13 protein-coding genes are annotated in these 21,434 nt (G+C 73.7%); 2 read left to right on the forward strand and 11 right to left on the reverse strand.

Features of this window, described 5'->3' with window-relative positions:
- Positions 1-136: 136 nt before the first annotated feature.
- Complete coding sequence (locus OG753_RS35950; protein WP_405791549.1) at positions 137-2,005, reverse strand: copper resistance CopC/CopD family protein; 1,869 nt, start codon at positions 2,003-2,005, stop codon at positions 137-139.
- Between the two features lie 419 nt (positions 2,006-2,424).
- On the opposite strand from OG753_RS35950, the gene OG753_RS35955 reads away from it, so the two are divergent.
- Entirely contained in the window at positions 2,425-2,883 is a 459-nt protein-coding gene (locus tag OG753_RS35955; protein ID WP_405791551.1) for a hypothetical protein, read from the forward strand.
- Here OG753_RS35955 and OG753_RS35960 read toward each other — a convergent pair whose 3' ends face one another.
- Complete coding sequence (locus OG753_RS35960; protein WP_327265938.1) at positions 2,884-3,546, reverse strand: TetR/AcrR family transcriptional regulator; 663 nt, start codon at positions 3,544-3,546, stop codon at positions 2,884-2,886.
- A gap of 461 nt (positions 3,547-4,007) precedes the next feature.
- On the opposite strand from OG753_RS35960, the gene OG753_RS35965 reads away from it, so the two are divergent.
- Positions 4,008-5,255: a cytochrome P450 gene (locus OG753_RS35965; protein ID WP_327265939.1), complete on the forward strand. Its 1,248-nt coding sequence runs from the start codon at positions 4,008-4,010 to the stop codon at positions 5,253-5,255.
- A gap of 60 nt (positions 5,256-5,315) precedes the next feature.
- Here OG753_RS35965 and OG753_RS35970 read toward each other — a convergent pair whose 3' ends face one another.
- From OG753_RS35970 to OG753_RS36010, 9 genes are all read right to left on the reverse strand, one after another.
- Entirely contained in the window at positions 5,316-8,312 is a 2,997-nt protein-coding gene (locus OG753_RS35970) for a condensation domain-containing protein (RefSeq protein ID WP_405791554.1), read from the reverse strand.
- Complete coding sequence (locus OG753_RS35975) at positions 8,302-10,098, reverse strand: amino acid adenylation domain-containing protein (RefSeq protein WP_405791556.1); 1,797 nt, start codon at positions 10,096-10,098, stop codon at positions 8,302-8,304. Before OG753_RS35975 ends, OG753_RS35970 begins: the two co-directional genes overlap by 11 nt.
- Position 10,099: 1 nt before the next feature.
- Positions 10,100-12,118, reverse strand: coding sequence for a non-ribosomal peptide synthetase (locus OG753_RS35980; protein ID WP_405791558.1), 2,019 nt, complete (start codon positions 12,116-12,118; stop codon positions 10,100-10,102).
- Entirely contained in the window at positions 12,118-15,303 is a 3,186-nt protein-coding gene (locus OG753_RS35985) for a non-ribosomal peptide synthetase (protein WP_405791560.1), read from the reverse strand. The genes OG753_RS35980 and OG753_RS35985 overlap by 1 nt, the downstream gene beginning before the upstream one ends.
- A gap of 301 nt (positions 15,304-15,604) precedes the next feature.
- Complete coding sequence (locus OG753_RS35990) at positions 15,605-16,924, reverse strand: condensation domain-containing protein (protein WP_405791562.1); 1,320 nt, start codon at positions 16,922-16,924, stop codon at positions 15,605-15,607.
- A 135-nt stretch (positions 16,925-17,059) separates the two neighbouring features.
- Positions 17,060-18,436 carry an MFS transporter gene (locus OG753_RS35995; protein WP_327265945.1) on the reverse strand — a complete coding sequence of 459 codons (1,377 nt, stop codon included), beginning with the start codon at positions 18,434-18,436 and terminating at the stop codon, positions 17,060-17,062.
- A 310-nt stretch (positions 18,437-18,746) separates the two neighbouring features.
- On the reverse strand, positions 18,747-18,983 hold the full coding sequence (locus tag OG753_RS36000; RefSeq protein ID WP_405791565.1) for a hypothetical protein: 237 nt from the start codon (positions 18,981-18,983) through the stop codon (positions 18,747-18,749).
- Between the two features lie 50 nt (positions 18,984-19,033).
- Positions 19,034-20,002 (reverse strand): TerC family protein, encoded by a 969-nt coding sequence (locus OG753_RS36005; protein ID WP_405791567.1) that lies wholly within the window; start codon positions 20,000-20,002, stop codon positions 19,034-19,036.
- A gap of 141 nt (positions 20,003-20,143) precedes the next feature.
- Positions 20,144-21,277, reverse strand: coding sequence for a glutamate--cysteine ligase (locus OG753_RS36010; RefSeq protein WP_327265948.1), 1,134 nt, complete (start codon positions 21,275-21,277; stop codon positions 20,144-20,146).
- Between the last annotated feature and the right edge of the window lie 157 nt (positions 21,278-21,434).

Genomic DNA, 21,434 nt, shown 5'->3' on the forward strand with positions numbered 1-21,434 from the left:
TTTCCGGGCCGACCGGGCCGACGGGGTCGACCGGGCCGACGGGGTCGACCGGGCTGGCCGGCCCGGCCGGGGCGCCTGATCGACGGACGCCCTCCCGGCGGAGCGCCGTCCGCGAGCGGTTGCGACCGGCCTGCGGTCACGGTGTGACGCGGAGATCCGTGCTCACCGTGACCTGGTCGATCTCTGTGGTGCGAACGGTCACGTCCAGCTTCCATTGACCGGCCATGGGAATCTGCAGGTCGTATGTGGCCCAATAGCCCTTCTGGCTCTTGAGACCGGCGTCGATCGGGCCGATCCCCTGATCGACCTGGGTGAGGGCGAGCCGTAGCTCGGGGACGCTGGAGATGCCGCCGTCCTGCGTGAACACCACCGCTTCCACCATGTTCTCGCCGACGCGCCCCGGCGCCAGAGTGATCTGCACCGTGCCCTGATGCTTCGCGGTACCCATGTCGAAGGGGACCATGACCACCTTCACGTCCGGCTCCTGCCCGGAAGGTGCTGCTGCGGTCGTCGTGGCGGCGCGGCTCGGCGGGGTACCGGTGAGCATGGTGGAGATCACCAGCACGGCGGCGCCGACGACGGCCTCGACCGCCACGGTTCGACGCAGGCGGCGCCGGTACGCGTCGGCATCGTAGGCCGGCGGCTCATCGTCGTCGCCGGGCCCGGTGCGAGCGGGCGCGGCCCCCTCGCCGCCCGGCCCGGCTCCGGTTCGCCCGCTCGGCGCGCCGACGGTCTGGGGGACCCGCACCTCCCGGACCTCGACGACGGCAGCCGGCTTCGTCGTGCCCGGCGAAGCCGCGCCCATCAGGCGGGCGGTCCACCGCCGGGAGAGAGCCGCCACGCACACCAACAGGACCACTGCGGCGACCTTGAGGCCGAGCGTCCGCCCGTACGAGGTGGTGGTCAGCGCTGCCAAGGAGCCCACCTGCCGCCAGGACTGGTACACCCCGGTGCCGACCAGAACGACGACGGCGGCGAAGGCCAGCGCCGAGAAGCGGGTGATCGCGGCAACCGGGATCTCGCTGTTGTCGCAACCGCGGTGACGCAGGGAGGTGAGCAGAGTGATCAGACCGCCCAGCCACACCGCCATGGCCAGCAGGTGCAGCACGGAGACGGGGATGGCGAGGGGCACCTGGATTCCGGCGGACGCGTGCTCGGCGCCGGCCCAGGTGAGAGCCAACGCCAGGGCGAGGACCGGTCCGCCGAGGAGCCGGAAGCGAAGGCGGATGCGGACACCGGGCCTCAGCGGCGTCCTCCGCGACAGCACTGCGGCGAGCGCGAGGAGTACGAGGAGCGCGAGCCGCACGGTCAGGGCGATCCCGGATCTCCCCGTGAGCGTTCGGCCCAGCACGGACGGGTCGAAAGCCGACGACAGGGACCCGCCCGCCTCGTACGGGCCGCGCAGCAGCAACAGGGCCACCGTCGACGCCATCAGCGTGGTCCAGCCGGCGACCACCAGCCGGCGCAGCGGACGGATCCCGCTCGCCGCCGGCCAGCAGACGAGGACGAACGTCGCGGCTCCGACGAGCAGCGCCAGGCCGCTGTAGGCGAGGTAGCGGAAGAAGCCGTACAGGCGGCCGGCCGCCGTGCCGTCCGGAGGGGACTTCGCGACCACCACAGTGGTGTCGGACGGCTTCCCGATGGAAAAGGTGAAGGCGCCGGAGATCGGGTGACCGTCGGCGGAGACCACTCGCCAGGCGACGGTGTAGGTGCCTTGGGCCAGATCGTCCTGCAGAGCCACCTGAGCCGTGTTGTCCTTGCCGTCCGCGTGCTGGGCGGGGCGCGGGTTCACGCGGTCGTTGGCGGGCGACAGTACGCGCAGGGACCCGTCGGGGAAGCTGACCGATTCGGTGAAGGTGAGCGTGACCTGCTTCGGAGCCGATGCGAGGACGGCGCCTTCGGCGGGGTCGGAGCCGCTGAGGGCGGAATGCGCGAGGGCGGGGGAGGCCCCGCCGAGGGCCAGGCCGCACAGGGCGGCCAGCAGCGTCAGGACTACGGCGGACATCCTCGCGAGGCTCGATCCGCTGGGCGTCAAGGGCGGCCTCCGTGGCGGTCGTCATCGGCGGCGTCGCCGTCCGCGCCGGTCGCCGGGGGTGCAGCCGGACGGTGTGGCTCGCCTGAGGGTGCTGGGGACTGCGGCCGGTACGGGGCCGTACCCACCGCAGTGGTGGACGATAGCCCCGCCCCGTCCGGGGCCGGCCGGGTTGCGCAACTTCCGCTAAAGCCGGTCCGCGACCGGTGGGCCGGCGGCCTCTTCCTGTATGGGTACGGCCGCCGGGCGGCCGGGCCGCTGTGCCGCCGGGCCGGCTCCGCCGCGGAGGCAGGGGCTTGACGATTCGCAGCCAAAGATATGACACTCGAAGTGCAAGTTGTTTTGTGGTTTTTCGTAGCTGTTCTTTACCGTCTGTAAGGAAAGGCCCAGACATGTCCGCATACAGCGCCCGATCCTGTTCCCGGCCGAGCAGCACCGGCCCGCGTACACCGTCGGCCGGGCTCGCGCGAAGGTCGGCGTACGCCGCCGTGGGTGCGGCCGTGGGCGGCGTGTGGGCGCTCGGCGCGGACATGCCCGCGTGGGAGCACGCCCTGCGCGTCCTCGTGGTGGTGCTCTGCGTCAGCGTGGCCGGACGTCTGGTCGGCCGCCGTCTCGCCCGGGGCGGGCGGGCCCCCGTCGACCGCGGGCTGTTCTTCGGCCTGGTGGCGGGGAAGGTGCTCCTCGTGGCCGTGGCCCTGATCGTCGACCGGATCGCGGGGCTGTGGTTCCCCGAACCGGCTCTGATCACGGCCGGGTTCCTGTTCGTCCTGGTGGCCGCGGGCGGCCCCGCCCTGCACGGCCGGCTGTCGCGCGGTGTCGGAGGGCGGCGGGAGCGGGCCGCGCGCGCGTAGTTACCGGGAGTGAGCGGGGCTCGGCCGGCCGTCGGAGGGAAGCGGGTCCGTGGTGGCGAGCAGGGCGTGCACGGCCGTCTCCATCGTGCGGGCGGCCGCTTCGGCGCTCAGGCCGCTGCTGCGCCAGTGGTACCAGGCGCCCCAGGTCGTCACCGCGTCCAGTGCGTGCAGCACCTCGGATCCGCGTGCGGCGGGCAGGCGTTCGAGTTCCTCCGCGAAGACCTCGGCCAGTCGCCCCCGGGCGAGGTCCAGTACCTCTCGGGTGACCTCGGTGACGCGGTCACCCGGTGTCGCCAGGCGCATCAGCGTCAGCTGCGCCGGTGTGATCCACTCCAGGATCCGGGCCCGCTGTTCCGTCAGGGCCGCTACCCGCGTGGTACGGGGCCCCGTGGTCGGAAGGGGCCTGATCTGCTCGATCAGTTGCTCCAGCCGGCGGGTGATGGCCGTCTCCACCAGCTCGGACATGTCGGCGAAGTGGTGGAACACGAGGCGTCGGGACACGCCGGCGCGCTCGGCGACCCGCTCCGCGGGGAAGGTGGATTCCCCCTCGTCGAGCAGGGACAGGACGGCCTCGGCGATCTTCACCCGGGACTGCCGGCCGCGCTCGGCGCGCCCGTCCGTGGCGCGCTCCTCGGACCGCGGCTGTCGACCCGGCTGATTCACGGCGCCCCTCCCCGTCTCGCTGGACGCCATTGTCGCAAACGATCGAGCGGCAGCCGGGCTGCGGAGGACACCGGGGCGTAGTGGTTGCTGAACAGGGGCCGCAGCCGACCAGCCGGCTCCGCACCCGCTCGCCGGTCCGTACGTCCGGCGCCGTCAGGTACCAGGCGTCGGGCATCGCAGACGAAGACGCGAGGGGGGCGACGGCTGTCGGGGGTGTGACCTGCGGTTCCGTTGTCCGGCAGGCGGTCCCCGGGGCCGCCGTGCATGCTGGGGAAAGCGGGATCCGAAGTCGCCCGACGACCTGTGCGGACGACGACGGAGGCGGACCCGCTCGATCGCTCCGTGGACGCGCAGCGCACCGTGGGCGCCTGCGCATGAATGCGCCGGCCCTGCACGCCGGCGGTCCGCGGCCCTTGCCACGCCCCGATCCGCCGATCCCGCGAGCCGCACGAGGACGCCCCATGAGCCAAGCCATGCTCCGGCAGATCATCGACTACGCCCACCGCGCCGACCCGTACCCGCTGTACGAGGAGCTGCGCAGGACACCGGTGTTCCACGACGAGGACGGGCCCTACGTCGTCAGCACCTACCACGAGATCCAGGCCCTGCTGCACGATCCGCGCATCAGCTCCGACCCCCGCAACCTCACACTGTCGGCGAACGACCCGCTGGCGCAGTCCGAGGGCGACGACTCGACCCTGCCGCCGGTCTTCATCAGGCGCGACCCGCCGGAGCACGACCGGCTGCGCCGCATCACGAACCGGCCCTTCGGGCCGCCGCACTCCCCGCACCGCATCCACGACATGCGCGGCGAGCTCGACGGCATCGTGTCCGGCCTCATCGACGGCATCCTCGGCACGGGGTCCCTGGAACGGATCGACCTGGTCGAGCAGTTCTCCTACCCCTTCCCGGTGACGGTGATCTGCCGGCTGCTGGGCGTGCCGCGCGAGGACGAGCCGCGCTTCCACGGCTGGGCGGACACCATCGCCGCCAGCCTGGACCCCGATCCGGACGCCGACCCGGCCGACAAGTCCAAGGGCGCCGCCGACGCGCAGGTCGAGCTCGGCATGTACCTGGCCGGCCTGATCGAGGAGCGCCGCAAGAACCCGGGCGAGGACATGCTGTCCCAGCTGGCGGCCGTCAGCGAGGAACCGGACGGGGCCATGGACACGCTGGAGGTCATCAGTACCGCGGCGCTGCTGCTGATCGCGGGTCACGAGACCACGGTCAACCTGATCACCAATGGCATGCTCACCCTGCTGCGCCACCCGGACGTGCTCCAGCGGCTGCGCGAGGACCCGCAGCTGTCCGTGCCGATCGTGGAGGAACTGCTGCGCTACGAGCCGCCCGTGCAGCTGCTGCCCCGGCGCAGCACGCTCGCCGACATCGAGGTGAACGGGGTGACCATCCCCAAGGGCGCGACGGTTTCGCTGATCCTCGCGTCCGGGAACCGCGACCCCAAGCGGTTCGAGAACCCGGACCGCTTCGACCCCGACCGCAAGGACATCCAGCACCTCGGCCTGGGCAGTGGCATCCACAGCTGCTTCGGCGCCCCGCTGGCCCGCCTCGAGGCCCAGCTGGCGCTGAGCGAACTGGCCCGCCGGCTGGAGAACCCCAGGCTGCTGGAGGACCCGCCGCCGTACCGTCAGAACGCGGTGCTGCGCGGACCCCGCCACCTGCCCATCGCCTGCGACGGCATCCGCCCCTGAGCGTGCACGTGCCGCGCCGCGCCCGGAGCACCCGCAGGGGGCTCCGGACGCGGCGGTGCGTCAGGCGCCGTCGGCCGTCATGGCGCCGATCATCTCGGCCAGCACGGTCCTCCGGTCCTCTCCCGCGCGTGCGCGCAGAGGCCGGGCCAGGCGTGCGCTGTCGTAGTGCCAGCGGTGGTCGAGGTCCTGGGGTACCGCCCCGGTCGTACGGAAGTCCGCGCGGGTGCCGAGGAGTTCCATGAGGTCCTGGGCCAGGTCGTGCCAGGACACGTGGCCGCTGCACGCGTTGGCGACTCCGTGCACGGGCCGGTCCAGGCATTCGGCCACCGCACGGGCCAGGGCGGCCGCGTGCACCCAGGCGGCGCCGTACCAGTCGTGTCCACCGGTACCGGGACGCGGCAGTTCGATCGCCAGGCCCTGGCGGGCTGACTGGTAGAGGGTGCCGATGGCGCCCCAGCGCATCTGCTCGCGCAGCCGGTCGTGCGCGCCCCAGACGATCGGTGACCGCACGGCGCTCGCGCCCCCGCGTCCCTCGGTCCCCGCGGCGCGCAGCACCATGGCCTCGCAGTCGAGCTTCGCCCTCCCGTACGGGCTCACGGGCTCGTGGGGCGCCGACTCCTCGGCGACCCGCTCCGTCGCGGGGTGACCGTAGGCGTCGACGCTGCTGACGAAGACGAACGGGCCGCGCCGCCAGGCGTCGACCATCGCCTCCGTCGCCGCCCGGTCCACGTCGTGCCGGGTGAAGGTGCAGGCGGCGTGGACGACCGCGTCCGCCTGCGCGACGGCCTCCCGCAGCCCGGCCAGGTCGGACAGGTCGCCCTCGATGACGTCGACGCCCTCGGTGGCGATCAGATGGGCGGACTCGGGCCGCGCCAGCGCCAGTACGGGGCGTCCCTGCGCGGCGAGTTCACGTACGACGAACGCGCCCACGCCGCCCGTCGCGCCGGTGACAAGCACCGTGCCCGGGCGGACGTGCCGGGAGCGGGGGGCCGGCCTGCTCGCGGTCTTCGCAGCGCTCTGCCGTGCCGCCCGCTCGTCGAGGAGCGCGGCCAGCGCCCGGGGCGTACGGGCCTGCAGCACGTCGAGACCCGTGAGCGGCAGTCCGAGGTCCGTACGCAGCCGTTCGGCGAGCTGCACCGCCTTCAGAGAGTGGCCGCCGAGGGCGAAGAAGTCGTCGTCCGGCGACGGTGCGACGCCGAGCACCGCCGCGAAGGTCTCCCTGACCGCTTCGGCCCGGGGGCCGGACGGAGCGCCGGGCGCGGACGGCCCCGGCAGCCCGGGCAGCCGGGCGTGGTCGAGCGGCCCGGCGGCCGAGCGCGGCAGCGCGTCGAGCACCGTGACCGTGGCGGGTACGGCCTCGGGCGCGAGCGACCGGCGCAGCAGGCCCAGCAGCTCGTGACCGGAGGGGCCGACGCTGTCGCGCAGGACGGCGTAGGCCACGGGCGGTCCCTGCTCGGGCCGGACCACCGCGGCGTCGGCGACGCTCGGGTGGGCGCGCAGCGCCAGCGCGGCGGGGTGGCCCTCGCCTTCCGGGTCAGCGCCTTCCGCAGCAGCGTCCTGCGGGTTGTCGCCGTCCGGATCGCCGCCTTCCTGATCGGCGGCGTCAAGGGGGCCGGAGCCGTCGATCGGGCCGGGGAGCGGCAGCTTGCTCAGGGCGAGTTCCGGGTCGGCCACGACCGCGTGCAGCAGCGCCGCGTAGTCCCGTACGGCCGCCTCCGCCACGGTGTCGTCCAGCGCGTTCGCGTCGTACTGGACGAGCGCCAGCGGCTGCGCGGCGTCGGCGTCGCCGCCCGGCACCAGACCGTAGGACAGGGTGAACTTCGCGCCGTCGGAGGGGACGTCGACGTACTCGGCCGACGTACCCGGCAGCCGCAGCACCGTCGGTTCGCCGAGTACGTCGGCGGTGACGCGGACCAGGGCGGTCCCGTCGGCGCCGCGGGCACCGGCGCCGAGGCGTTCGAGGACCAGGTCGAAGGGGATGTGCCGGTGGCCCTGGGCTTCGAGGAGCGCGTCCCTCACCCGTCGCAGCAGTTCGGCGAAGGACGGGCCGCCGGAGAGGTCCACCCGCACGGGCAGCGTGTTGACGCACAGGCCGACCAGGTCACGCATGGCGGTTCCGCTGCGATGGGTGCCCGCCACGCCGATGACCAGGTCCTCGTCGCCGGTGAGGCGGTGCAGTGCGGCGAAGGCCGCCGCGAGCGACACCGCGAAGAGCGTGGCCTGCCGCTGCGCACCCAGCGCCCGCAGGGCGTCGGGCACGGTCGGCGCCAGAGGCACGCTGCGCACGGCCCCGGGACGCACGGCCGTCCGCGGCGCTGCCGCCGCCGGCCGGGGCAGGCGCGGCGGGGCGGCGTCGGCCAGCAGGTCGCTGCAGCGCTTCAGTTCCGCCTCGAGGCCGGGCAGGCCGTCGTGCTCGCGCCGCGCGTGGTCGGCGTACTGCGGTGGAGCGGACAGCATGTGCCGGCCCGTTCCGTCGGTGGCCGCCGCGTAGAGAACGGCGAGTTCGGCCGCCACGGTCACCAGCGAGGCGCCGTCGACAGCAATGTGATGGAACGTCAGCAACAGGGTGTGATCCTGCGGACCGTGCCGCAGGACGAGTGCCCGGACGGCGTCGCCGGCCGCGAGGTCGAACGGCCGGGCCGTCTCGCGCCGCAGCAGCTCCGGGGCCTGCGCCTCGTCGGTGTCGACGACGTGTACGGGGACCGTCCGCGGCGTCGGGAGCACCTCCTGGCGGGGCTCGCCCTCGTGCTCCGTGTAGCGGGTACGGAGGATGGCGTGCCGGGCCACCAGCCGGGTGAGGGCGGAGGCGAACGCGGCAGCATCGAACGGACCGCGCACACGGGTGGCGAACGGCACGTGGTAGGAGTCGCCCGCGCCGCCGAGCCGTTCCATCAGCCACATGCGGCGCTGAGCGCGGGAGAGGGGGACGCCGGCGGCCGGCGCGGCAGCGGTACCGGCCGTCGTGCGTCGGGCGGTGCCGGCGCGGGCCCGGCGCAGCAGCTCCTGCTGGAGCGCTTGCTTGCGGTCGCGCGCCGCGGAGTCGGTGTCAGTGGACATCGCTGTGCTCCGGGGTCTCGGGGTGGAGGTCCGTGTGGGCGGCCAGGAGGGCGCGTTCGACCAGCGCGGCCTGCGCGGCGACGGTCGGGGAGGAGAAGAAGTCGGCGAGGGAGATCTCCACGCCGAGTTCCTCGCGCAGGTCCTCGGTGACGGCGAGCGCGAGGAGGGAATGGCCGCCGACGAGCAGGAACTCGTCCTCGGCGCGGGTGACCTCGATGCCCAGCGCCTGGCTCCACACCGAGGCGACGGCTTCCTCCAGCGGTGTCATCCGGGCCGCCACCGGCTCATCGGCGAGCCCGTTCCCGGCGGCGTGCGCGCGTCCGGTGAGCGCGCGCCGGTCGACCTTGCCGGCCGGGGTCAGGGGGAGCCGCTCCAGCACGGTGACCACGTCGGGAACCAGGTGGGCCGGCAGGACAGCGGCGAGCCGCTCGCGCAGCGCCGCGCCGTGGGGCACCGGGCCGGGCGCGGCGACGACGAACGCGACGAGGCGTGCCTCGGGGGAACCGGCGCCGTCGACGGTGACGGCGGCGTCGTCCACCTCCGGCTGCTCGCGGAGGGCGTGTTCGACCTCGGCCGGTTCGATGCGGAAGCCGCGGACCTTCACCTGGTCGTCGTTGCGGCCGTGGAACTGGAGGATGCCGTCGGGCCGGACGGAGACGATGTCGCCCGTACGGTAGAGCCGCCCGTCGGCGGCGGGATGCTCGACGAACCGTTCGGCGGTGAGTGCGGGCAGGCCCGTGTACCCGTGGGCGAGCCTGCTGCCGCCGATCCACAGTTCGCCCCGGTCGCCGTCGGCCACCGGGTGACCGTCGGGGTCCAGGACGTGCGCCGTGGCCCCGGCGACGGGCCTGCCGATCGGTACGGGGCCCTCGCAGTCCCGCGCGGTGACCCGGTGGGCGGTGGCGAATGTGGTCGTCTCGGTCGGCCCGTAGCCGTTGACGAGCTCCAGCCAGGGGAACGCGGTGAGCACCTCGCGCGCCTGCGCGGCGGCCATCGCCTCGCCGCCCACGACGACCGAACGCAGCTGGGCGAAGACACGGGAGCGGCGTGCGGCGAGCTGGTGGAAGAGGGCCGTGGTGAAGAACGCCACCGTCACGCCGTACCGCTCGACGTGCCGGGCCAGGTCCTCCAGGGAGGGCCGCTGCTCGGTGCAGACGACGACCGCGGCGCCGTTGGCGAGCGCGACCCAGACCTCGAACGTCGAGGCGTCGAAGGTCATGGACGAGTGGAACAGGACGCGGTCGCGGCCGGTGAGGGTGACGTAGTCCGGTCCGGTGACCAGCTCGGCGATGGCCCGGTGCGGCACGAGGACGCCCTTGGGGCGGCCGGTGGAACCGGAGGTGAACATGATGAACGCAGGGCTGTCCGGGTCGGACTCGTCGACCGGCCGGCCGGTCGTGAGCGGCTCCTCGGGCAGGGCGAGCACGGGACCGGGGAACGCGGCCGCGTCCAGCAGCTTCGCGTCGCCGACGGTGAGCTTCACCTCCGCGTCCGCGATCACCGCCTCGGTGCGCGGGCGGGGCTGGGCAGGATCGAGCGGCACGCACACGGCTCCCGCCAGCCACAGCCCGAGCTGCGCCACGATCGTGCGGGACGAACGCGTCGTCAGGAGCGCCACCCGGTCGCCGCGCGTCACTCGGTGTTCGCGCAGGTGTGCCGCGAGGGCGCGGCCGGCCCGGAGGAGACCGCCGTAGGTGAGGGTGGTGTCGCCGTCCACGACGGCGAGGGCGTCCGGGGTGAGCTCGGCGTGCCGCGCGACGAGCGCGGGCAGGGCGGTGGGCGTCATGTCAGGCTCCTTCCGGGCGCGGGGTCCGGCGCTGGTCGAGGAGGGCGGCGAAGGCCCGCAGGTCGGTGCTGCGCAGCAGCTCGGGGGCGCGCAGGCGGACCCCGGTCTCGCGTTCGACCGTCGCCAGCAGGCGTGCGGCGACAACGGAGGTGCCGCCGGCGTCGGTGAAGTGGTCGCCGAGGCCGGTGCCGGGCCGGCCGAGGAGCTCGCGCACGGTCGTCAGCACGAGTCGCTCGCCGGCGGTTGCGGCGGCGAGGTCGTCGGCAACGTCGTCGGCGAGGCAGGCGGCGTCGTCGTCCGTGGCCGTGCCCCCGGACAGCGCGGCGGCCGGGGACTGTGACGGGTCCTGTACCTGGGCCGAGGCCGGGGCCTGGGCCCGGGCTGCCAGGGCGGGGCGATCCACCTTGCCGTTGGCGTCGAGCGGGAAGCCGTCGACCATGCGTACGGCGGTGGGGACGGCCTGCTCGGGGAGCCAGGCCCGGACCGCGGCGAGCAGATCTGCCGCAGCCGGTTCGGCGCCGTCGGCCGGCCGTACGTGCGCGACGAGGCGACCGTGGCCGGAGCTGTCGCGCAGCACGGTGACGACCGCGGTGCGCACCCGGGGGTCCTGCTCGAAGGCGGCTTCCACCTCGACCGGTTCGATCCGCACTCCGCTGATCTTCACCTGGTCGTCGAGGCGGCCGAGGAACTCCAGACTGCCGTCGGCGTTCATCCGTACCCGGTCGCCCGTGCGGTAGAGGCGGTCGACCGCAGGCAGCCCCAGGTCCTGTGGAGGCGCGGTGAACCGGCGTGCGGTGAGTTCCGGGTCGAGGTACCCGAGCGCCAGGCAGTGCCCGCCGACGCGCAGTTCACCCTCCTGCCCGAGGGCCACGGGGCGGCCCTCGGCGTCCGTGACGACGAGGATGACGCCCGGCAGCGCGGTGCCGATGGGCGGCGGGCTCTGGTCGCCGGCCTGCGCATCGGTGCCGCGCATGGTGTGGGTGGTGGTGACGACGGTGGCTTCCGCGGGACCGTAGGCGTTGTGGACGGTCGCGGTGACGTCGGCGGCCGGGCGGCGGCGCATGCGGTCGCCGCCGACGACGAGGTGACGCAGCTTCAGGTCCTGCGGCCACGGCCGGTCCAGGAGCGGTTCGACGGTGGGAGTCGCCGCCACGGCGTGTGTGAGGGCGCTGTCACGCCACCAGTCGGTGAGGACGTGCGAGTCCCAGCGGGTGTCGTCCGGGGCCGGCACGAGGGCGGCGCCCGAGGTGAGGCCCGCCCAGAGTTCCAGCAGATGTGGGTCGAACGCGACACCGATGAGCAGGGACTGGCGGTCGCCCGGTGCGAGACCGGTCTCCGCCCGGTACCAGTCGAGGGCGACGGAGAGCGAGGACTCGGCCACGGCGACCGCCTTGGGGCGGCCGGTGGAACCGGAGGTGAGGACGGCGTACAGGGCGCCTTCGGGTGCGCGCCGGGTGCCGCGGACGGAGTCGGCGAAGGCCGCCACCGCGGTGGCGGGGGCGTTCACCCCGTTGGTGGGCAGCGGCAGCACGCTGTGCTCCCCGCCGCGGTGGTCCGCGGGCAGGACGTCGGGGTCGCCGATGAGGCAGGCGACGTCGAGGTCCTCTGTGACGGCCTGGATGCGGCGTTCGCCGGGGCGGGGGCCGAGCGGCAGGTAGACGGCGCCGAGGCGGGCGAGCGCGACGGCGGTCACCACCAGGGCGGTGGACCGGTCGAGGCAGACGCCGACCAGGTCACCGGGCCGGACGCGGTCGGCCAGATCGGCGGCGACCAGGGCGGCCGCCGCGTCGAGGTCCTGGTACGTCCAGATCTGAGCGCGGTCGATCACCGCCGGGGCCTGCGGGGTACGCCGGGCCCACTCCTCGAAGCGGCCGAGCACACGGGTCGGTTCGGCGCGGGGGCCCCGGGCGATGCTCGGCAGGCCACCGCTGACGAGGCCGGTGACGAGGCCGGTGTCGAGGGGCGTCCCGGGGATGGCGGGGACGGCGGGGATGGTGGGCGCGGTCGGGGACTGGGTCATCACGACTCCGTGGAAAGGGCGGTGGCGGCGAGGGCATCGGCCTGGTCGGCGAGGACGGGGTTGCGGAAGAGCACCCGCAGCGGCGGGCGGGTGCCCAGCCGGGGCTCCAGCCAGGCGGCCAGCTCGGCGGCCAGCAGGGAATGGCCCCCGCTGTGGAAGAAGTGGGAGCGGGCGTCGAAACGGCTGTGGCCGAGGACCTTGCACCAGCCCTCCGTGAGCAGGGCCGTCATCGGGTCGTCGGACACGGCGCCGGCCGCAGGCCCGGGCTCGGACCCGGAGCCGGTCCCCGGCTCGGTGCCGCGATCCGACGCCGTGGCGTCGCCGGCGTCGAGCGCCGCCGCCCGGCGGGACAGCGCCGTACGGTCGGGCTTGCCGCCGGCAAGGGTCGGCATGACGTCCAGCCCTGCCCACCGGGCGGGCACGAGGGGGCCGGGCAGGCGCCTGCTCAGCTCGGCGTGCAGCGCCTTCTCGTCGAAGGCCGCGCCGTCGGCGCCGCCCTCGAGGAAGCCGACGAGCCTGGGCCCGCCGGGGCCCTCCCGGTCCAGTACGACGGCGCAGGACCGGCCGCCCAGCACCGCGGACGCCGCCGCCTCGATCTCCTCCAGCTCGATGCGGTGGCCGCGCAGTTTGATCTGGTTGTCGCGCCGTCCGAGGAAGTACAGCAGGCCGTCCAGCCCGCGGTAGCCGAGGTCGCCGGTCAGGTAGACGCGCTGCCCGCCGAGCGCGTCGACGGTGACGAACCGGGCGGCCGTCACCTCCGCGTTGCCCGCGTAGCCCTCGGCGAGACCGGGCCCTGCCACGGCGAGTTCACCGACCGCCCCGGACGGCAGCGGGCGGTGGTGGGAGTCCAGGACGTGGATCCGCTCGCCCGGGAGCTCGGTGCCCAGGGGGATCTCGGCGCCCGCCCTGCCCTCGGCGAGGGCGTCGCGGGAGACCTCGTGGACGGTCGAGCTGATGGCCGCCTCCGTGACGCCGTACACGTTGAGCACGGTGGCGTCGGTGTCGGCGAGGACGCCGCGCAACGCCTCCACGGGCAGGCGCTCACCGCCGAGGACCAAGAGCCTGGGCGCCCAGCTCTCCTCGCGCAGTGCGGGACGCAGGTCCTCGCGGGTGGCGAGGAAGTAGCTGGTGGGCAGGTTGGCGACGGTGACCCGGGCGGACACCAGCAGTTCGGTGAGCTCCGCGCCGGTGGGCACCTCGTACTCGGGCAGGACCAGGCACGCACCGGCGTGCAGGGCCGGCAGCACCTCCTCGAGCGCCACGTCGAAGGACGGCTGGGCGAACATCAGGACCCGGTCCGAGGTGGTGAGGCCGAACCGCTCTGCGGCCGACGTCAGATGGTGCACCAGCGCCGCGTGACCGACGGCCACCGGCTTCGGCGTCCCGGTGGAGCCGGAGGTGTGGATGACGTACGCGGTGCCGGGAAGTCCGGCGGTGCCGCGCGCGGGAGGCAGTACGGGGGCGTCGATCCGGGCGGTCGGCAGCGCGTCCGGCAGGGCCGGGGTGCCGTCACCGGTGAGGACCAGCGCCGGGTCGAGCCGCTCCAGCAGCAGGCCGAGCCGGGCCGGCGGATCGGACGGGGACAGCGGGCAGTAGACGGCGCCGGTCCGCAGGCACGCGAGCAGGGCGACGAGCGAGTCGGCCCCCCGCGGCAGGACCACGGCCACGGGCCGGCCGGCCGTCACACCGGCGGTGCGCAGCCGCTCGGCGAGCGAGCCGACGCGGTCGTCGAGCTCGCCGTAGGTGAGGCGGCGGGCTCCGCACAGCAGAGCCGGCAGCGACGGGTGCTGCGCGGCCACGGGATCCAGCGGATCCCGGTCGGACGGGACGGGCACGGGCTCGGCGGCCGGTTCCACCGCGGTCGGATCCAGGTCCGCCAGCGGGGTCTCGGGGCTGTCGAGATAGGCACGCAGCAGGTCCAGGAAACGGCCGGAGAGCAAGCGGGCGACGTCCTCGCCGAACAGGTCCATGTCGTAGTCCCAGACCAGGGTCATACCGGGCGAGCCGTGGCGCGGGGTGACGCCGCGCCGGTCGTCGGGGAGCAGGACCACGTCGAGGTCGAAGCGGGTGGTGCCGGTGTTGAAGCCCTCGAAGAGGGTGATGTCGAGGCCCGGTACGTCGATCTCGGGCAGCGGCGCGTCGTGGGCGCTGAACATCACGGAGAAGAGGGGGTTGTCGGCGCCGGAGGTGTGCATGCCGAGCGCCCGGGTGAGCTCCTGGACCGGCACGTCCTGGTGCGGCAGGGCCCGGATCAGGGTGTCGGTGACCTCGTCCATGGTGTCCTGGGCGGGGACGGCGCCGTCCAGGGCGAGCGGCAGCGGGATGGTGTTGACGAACATGCCCACGGCGTCCTCGTAGCCGAGGGGGCGGTTGCCGACCGCGGTGCCGATGACCATCCGGGAGCGGCCGCTGTGCCGGCGCAGGAGTTCGGCGAACAGCCCCAGGAGCGTGGAGAAGGGGGTGAGACCGCGTGAACGGGCGTGCGCGCGCAGGCGTTCGGCGAGATCGGCGCCGATGGTCTGACGCAGCTGCCCGCCGTGGTGCTTGCGGCGGGCACCGGGCCGGGTCAGGCCCGGCAGCGGCAGGTCGTGCTGCTGGCCCTGCAGTTCGGCCCGCCAGAAGTCGAGGGATTCGGATGCGTACGCGGCCTCGGTCCGCTCCAGGACGTGGTCCGCGTACGACGAGGCGGGCGGGAGCGTGAGGGTCTCGCCCAGGACGTGGGCGCGGTAGACGCGGAAGACGTCGTCGAGCAGGATCGCGAAGGAGTGCCCGTCGTGGATCAGGTGGTGCTCGACGTGGATCAGACGGTGGTGGCGTTCGGCCAGGCGTACGAGAGTCCAGCGGATCAGCGGTGCCTCGAACGTGTCGAGCGGCGTCTCGGCCTCGGTGCGCAGGAGACGGGCGAAAGCCGCCTCGGGGTCCTCCTCCGTGGCGAGGTCGACGGTGTGCAGCCGCGGCGCGCACCGCGGCGCGACCCGCTGCGCCGGCACGGACCCGGCGGAGGCGACGAGTTCGAGCCGCAGACCGGGGTGGCGGGCCAGGGTGGCATCGAGCCCCCGGCGCAGCGCCTCGGTGTCGAGCGTGCCCCACAGGTCCAGTGAGGCGGTGAAGTTGTAGGCGCGACTGCCGGGCTGCATCTGCTCGTGCAGCCAGACGATCTCCTGCGAGGAGGAGAGGGGAAGCATGGGCGATCCCTGAGGTTGTCGGGTCGGTCTCCGTGCCGGTCACGGTCGTGTCCGGTGGTCGTGCGGGCGGCTTCGCGGGTCGCGCGGTGCCGTTTTCTGCGTGGGGGTGGGGGATGCCGTGGGGGAAGTCCGGGGTGCGCGGCGGTGTCGGGCCGCGCTGGGGTGCGGTGTGCGGGATGTGCGGGGTGTGCGTGGTGCCGGGTGGCCGTGAGTGCCGCGGCCGGGCAGGCGGGGTTCCCGCCGGGGGAGTCGGGGACCTGCGGCGGCGGGGCGGCGTCCGGGTGGCGGTGCGGCGGCGGGGTCACCGCACGGTGGGCTCCGAAGGGCGCAGCGCGTGGGTGAGCGCGTCGAACGCCCGCTGCGCGGCCCCGTCGTCGAGCACCGCCCGGTCCCACACCATCCGCAGGCGGATCTCCGCTCCCTGGGTGATGGAGACGGCGAAGGGACCGCGGACCGGCCGGCCGTCGACGTGGATCTCCCGTCCCTCGACACCGGCCAGCACCAGCGGCGGGCGACGGCTGTCGTCGTCCACGGTGAGCAGGCCGTCCAGGCCTCCGGTCCAGCCCGAGCCGGCGGCCCGCGCGGCGGCCACGACCGCGTCGAACGGTACGTCGGCCCGGTCGAGATCGTCCCACCAGGCGTCGGCCGTCGCCTCCGAGCGGGGGCCCGTTCCGAGGCCCGTTCCGAGGCCCGCCTCGGGGCCGGTTTCGGCCGGGAAGACGAGGGTGTTGAGGAAACATCCGACGACCGGTTCCGCTCCCGGGGGACGGCCGCCCCACGGGTAGCCGAGCGGGACCGTGCGGCCGGGGCCGTACAGCTCGCGCGCCGCGGAGCGGCAGGCGTCGAGCAGTCCGGGGAAGGACACGCCGCCGTCGTACGCGGGCAGCCGGGCCTGCGCGACGCCGCTGGGCCGTGCGCCCTCGGGCAGGCGGGCCGGACCGGGCGCCGGGGCGTGGGCACGCAGCGTACGCAGCCTGTCCGCCCAGTACGCGGCGGCCTCGGGCGTCTCCGCCCTTTCCTCGGCGGCGAGTTGACGCAGGACCGCGTCCCGGTAGGCGGCGAGTTCGTTCTCCGTCTCCCCTGGTGCGGCGTGGGAACCGGTGGCCTCCTCGCTGTAGGCGGCGCCGAGTTCGCCGACGATCCGCGCCAGCGAACGGCCGTCGCAGACGGCGTGGTCCAGGGCGACGGCGAGGATCTCCTCCTCGCGCTCCTCGTCGCGTACGAGGAAGAGCCGCAAGGGGGGACCCTGGGCGTCCCAGGATTCCAGCGCACGACGGAGCGCCTCGGCGGGCGACTCTCCCGGCGCGAGGGCCGGCCGGGTTACGCCGACGTCCGGATCGGCCACGCACAGCACGGGCGTGCCCCGTACGACGGAGGGCCGTGAGCGCAGGGCCGTGTGCCGTGCGGCGAGCCTGGACGCCGCTGCCCGCAGGCGTTCGGGGTCGATGGTTCCGTGAGGGAACGCGAAGAACATCGGCACCACGTCGGGGCGTCCCGACGGGTCCAGCGAACGCACCAGCAGGAAGCGGCGCTGTGCTCCGGTGACCGGCAGCACGGTGTCGGACCGGTCGCCGGTGAGACGTCGGTAGCGGGCCAGGTACTGACTCGTGATGCTGCGCACGTGGTCCTCTTCGTCGCGGCAGAGGTCGCGCGGAACGCCGGCGCGGCCCCTGCGGGCATGGCGGTGTGGTCGGTGGCGGCGGGCGGTGCCCGCGCAGGGGTAGTCCCCGGCGGCCGGGCGGCGGCCGGCCCGTGGTCAGCCGGCGGGTGCGGGGGCGGGCCGTTCGTCGCCGTCGGCGGAGGCCGTGTCCCGCTGCGTCCCGCGGCCGGCACCCGCCTCGGCCTCGGGATCGGCCTCAGGACCGGCGCCACCGTCGTCCTGCGGCCCGGGCAGGTCCCGCATCCGGCGCAGCGGCGAGAGCAGCAGTGGCAGTGGTACGGCGAGGATGCCGACGGCGCACCAGGCGAGAGCCGTACGCGACCCGTAGGACTGGGCGAGGGCTCCGCCGAGGAGCGCGCCCAGCGGCAACGTGCCCCACATGAGGAAGCGCAGGGTGGCGTTCATCCTGCCGAGCAGCCGGGGTGGGCACATGCCCTGGCGGAAGCTGACCTGGGCGACGTTGTAGACGACGGCGCCGAAGGAGACGACCGCCGATCCCGCGGCGAACAGGACCGCCCCGGCGAGACCGGGCCCGGACAGGGGCCACAACAGCGCGAACGGGCCGGTCACGAGGACGGACAGGAGCATGACCCGGGCCTGTCCCAGGCTTGCCGCGAGGCGCCCGGCGCACAGGGCGCCCAGGAGGCCTCCCACGGCCGACGCGGAGAGCACCAGCCCGAGTCCGCCGGCCTCCAGCCCGACGACGCGGACGAGATGCACGGTCTGCGTCGCCATGAGGACGGCCGTGCAGAAGTTGGCGAGGCCGGTGGTGAGGGCGATGACCCGGAGCAGCGGATGGCCGAAGACGAAGCGGACACCCTCACCGATCTCCTTGCGCAGCGAACCCCCGGCGGCCGCGGGTTCGGGCGCCTTCTCGGCCTGGTCGATGCGTCGGAGGAAGAGGGCGGAGAGCAGGTAGCCGATGGCGTCGACGATGACGGCGAACTGGGCTCCGACGAGCTGGACCAGTCCGCCGCCGATGCCGGGTCCGGTCACGTGGGCGGTGGAACGGACGGTCTCCAGGGCGCCGTTGCCGGCCATGAGCTGATCACGGGGCAGGATCTGCGGCAGGTAACTCTGGTGGGCGACGTCGAAGAACACGGTGGCCACGCCGGTCACGAGGGCGACGGCGTAGAGCTGGGCCATGGTCAGGACGTCCGCGACCGCGGCCGCGGGGATGCTGGCCATGGCCGCGGCGCGCAGCAGATCCGTGCGGATCATCAGGGGCCGCTTGCGCATCCGGTCGGTGAGCGCTCCGGCAGGCAGCCCGACGAGCAGGAAGGCGGCGGTCTCCGCAGCGGTCAGGAGGCCCACCTGGAAGGCAGGAGCATCGAGTTCGAGGACGGCGACGAGGGGCAGCGCCACCAGTGTCACTTGTGCACCGAGCTGTCCGGTGGCAGCTCCCGCGAGTAACAGTCGGAAGTCGCGCAAGCGCATAGGGCCACCGGCGGTGGCTCGGGATGTGTCGGACATGTGAACGACATTCACGGATGGATCGCACAAGAGTCAAAGCAAACCTGTCATTTTCGGACTTGTTTTGCGGCATAGCGATCGCAGATCGGGAAATTCTTCGCACTACCCGGGGTGCAGCCGCGTGAATTCCTGTCGGTAGCACTGCAACGCGGGACGGGTGGGGCAAGGGGGGACAGGGTGTGCGGAGATGTGCCGGGCGAACTCCCTTACCCTGAGTAACGGGTTCCATCCTGTCCGAAAAGGCTCACCCGTGATCAGGCCCCCGCGGAATCGTCAATTCCGTCCGCTATGGGCGCTGCTCGGCGCCCGGTCACGCTCCGTCCGGACCGGGGTCGGTGGCGGGGCCCCGGGTGACGTCGCCCTCCGGGGCCCGCCGGTCCGCCGTTACGGCCCGGCTGCACGAAGGGTTGTCGCAGGGGGCGTCGGCGTACAGCGGGACGTAGACGCCCATCGTCTTGTGCCGCTGGACGGTGGTCGGCAGCGGTTGCTTGCAGGACGGGCAGAGCTGCCCGGGGCGGGTTGCCGCAAAGTGCTTTATTCCATCCATAATCAGACTTTAGCTCCACTTTGCCCTATTTTGAATAGTTTTTAGGTGAGTCATCGGTCCTCGTGTGCTGCGTCGTGGTGATCGGCGGGTGGCGGTCGCAGCAGGCTGAGCACGACGGACACCGCGAGTACGACGACGATCACGGCGAGGCTCACGGGTGAGGGGATCTCCGGGATCGCCGGGCTGATCAGCTTGTGCGAGGCCTGCAGCACCAGCTTCACGCCGATGAACGCGAGGATCAGGGCCAGCCCTTTGCTGAGGTAGTGGAACCGTTCCAGCATCCCGGCGAGCATGAAGTACAGCGCCCGGAGTCCGAGAATGGCGAACGCGTTGCTGCTGTAGACGATGAAGGCGTCACTGCTCACCGCGAGCACGGCGGGCACGCTGTCCACCGCGAAGACCAGGTCGGCCGCCTCGATCGCGGCCACCACGGCGAGCAGCGGCGTCGCGACGCGCTTGCCCGCTTCCTTGACGAAGAACTTGGTTCCGGCGTAGTCGTCCCGGACGGGCATGATCTTCCGCAGCAGCCGGACGGCGATGCTCCGCCCGGGGTCGAAGCTGTCGTCCTCTCCTCTGAGGATCTTGATCGTGCTCCAGAAGAGGATGGCGGCGAAGACGTACAGAACGGCCGTGAAGCGGCTGACGACGGCGACGCCGGCGGCGAGGAACAGGCCCCGGAAGACGAGGGCGCCCAGCACCCCGAGGAACAGCACGCGGTGCTGGTAGGCCCGCGGCACCTTGAAGTAGCCGAAGATCAGGGCGAAGACGAAGAGGTTGTCGACCGACAGGCTCTTCTCCAGCAGCCACGCCGTCGTGTACTCGACCCCGGCCTGCGTGCCCACGACGGCGAAGACGACACCACCGAAGACGAGAGCGAGACCGACCCACACCCCGCTCCACGCGGCCGCCTCGCGGAAGCCGATGACGTGTGCCTCACGGTGGGCAAGCAGATCGATCGCCAGGGACACCAGGACGGTGGCGGCGAAGACGATCCACAACCAGTACGGCACATCGTGCACAGCGGCCCCCGCAGGACGGCAGGGTAGGGCGGCTCTCCTAACAAATTCTGGAGGACCCGCGCCGAGCTGTCCTCCGGAGGGCCGCTCCGGAGGCGGGGGCGGGGAGGTGGCGGGTTCCCGCGGGCGCGGCGCGGTTCCTCGTCAGCTCCGTGCGTCCGGGCCCGGCCGGTCGGCGCCGGCCGTGGTCCGGCGCGCGCACTGCCGGACGACCGAAGCCAGGTCCCCCTCCGACCGCAGCAGGCTCCGCTGGACGCGCGCGCCGTTGCCGTGCTCCAGGAGGCCGGCGATTCCTGCCCGTACGAGCTCCTCGTCGCCGGAGTCGGCCAGCGCGTCGCCCACGTGCCGGTACAGCGCGTCGACGGCGGCCTCGGGCGCGGACTCCCGCAACGTCTCGGGATGCAGCAGCGGACCGTCGAGCCCCGAGCGGCCCGCCTGCCACGACGCGAGCCGCAGCAGCCCGGTGCTGACCCCGGCCGGGGGTTCGCCCGCCCGCCACTCCCGGGCCGCGGTCTCCACCAGGCCCCGTACGAGGGCGGCCAGCAGGACGGGGGTCGAGGCATCGAGACACACGTCCGCCACCCTGACCTCCACCGTCGGGTAGGAGGCGGACAGCCGTGCGTCGAACCAGATCATCCCCCGGTCGCGCAGCACCCCCGACTCGACCATGGCCCGCACCTCCGCGTGGTAGCGCTCGGCGGAACCGAAGACGTCCACCGGCCCGGCCGCGGGCAGCCGGTTCCAGACCCGGCTGCGATAGCTGCCGTACCCGGTGTCCTCGCCCTGCCAGAACGGGGAGTTCGCGCTCATCGCGGTCAGTACGGGCAGCCAGGGCCGCATGCGGTCCAGTACGGCCACGCCCTCCTCGTCCGACTCCACCGACACGTGGACATGGCAGCCGCAGGTCAGCTGCTCCTGTGCGGTCATGCCGAACTGCCGCGCCACCCAGTCGTAGCGGTGCCCGGGGGACATGGAGGGGCGGACGGCCAGCGGTGAGGTGCCGATGGCCGCCACGACCGCACCGGCCGCCGCGGCGTGCCGGGCGGCCTCGGCGCGCCACCGGAGGATCTCGTCCCGCACGTGACCCATGTCCGTCGCCGGTTTCGTGCCGAACTCGACCTGCTCCTCCTGGAGCTCAGCCTCGAATGTGTGGCCGGCTGCCTTTTCACGGGCCGCCTTTTCGTCGGCTGCGGCGAGCACGGCTCCCGAAACGGCCAGCGGCTCCCCGCTCTCCCCGTCCGCCAGCAGCAGCTCTTCCTCGACGCCCACGCTCCGCATGCAACCGCCCATCGTTCTGTCGTTCTGTTCGCCGATCGGTTGCCACCGTCTGCCCGGGCCCACCGTGAACATGCGCAGGGGCCCGGCAGGGCCGGCCGGGTATGCCCCCTTAACGCCGAACCGAACCGTGAACCGCCGCGCGCTGCTGCCCGGGGGC

Origin of the sequence: Streptomyces sp. NBC_00029 (genome assembly GCF_045160505.1) — a bacterium.
Lineage (GTDB): Bacteria > Actinomycetota > Actinomycetes > Streptomycetales > Streptomycetaceae > Streptomyces.